This is a genomic window from Methylobacterium sp. A49B, assembly GCF_053346215.1.
Genome location: NZ_JBKFBO010000047.1, coordinates 1 through 295, shown reverse-complemented (window position 1 = coordinate 295; position 295 = coordinate 1). Strand labels below are relative to the sequence as shown.

Here is a 295-nt window from a genome sequence, read left to right as displayed (position 1 = left end):
CTTGGAGAAGTCCTGACGGTTCTGCACCACCGACAGGTTCGAGCCCAGCGTGCTCGCCGCCGAGTTGAGCGCGCTGCCCGCCTTGGTCAGTGTCGCCAGGGTGCTGTTCACGTCCGCGTTCAGCAGGAAGTTGCCCAGACCGTTCGAGCTCGTCGAGCTGTTCGAGTTGGTGATCGCCGACAGGCCCAGACCGGTGGACGTGGCATCGACCGAGGCGACGTTCAGGTTCGAGCTGCCGGTGTCGTTGAACTTGATGTTCAGGTCGTTGCCCTTGCCGGCGATGAGGTTGACGCCG

1 pseudogene is annotated in these 295 nt (G+C 63.7%); it reads right to left on the bottom strand.

Annotated features, from left to right (window positions below):
- A pseudogene (locus ACLBX9_RS03780) lies at positions 1-295 on the bottom strand (flagellin); the annotation flags it as partial.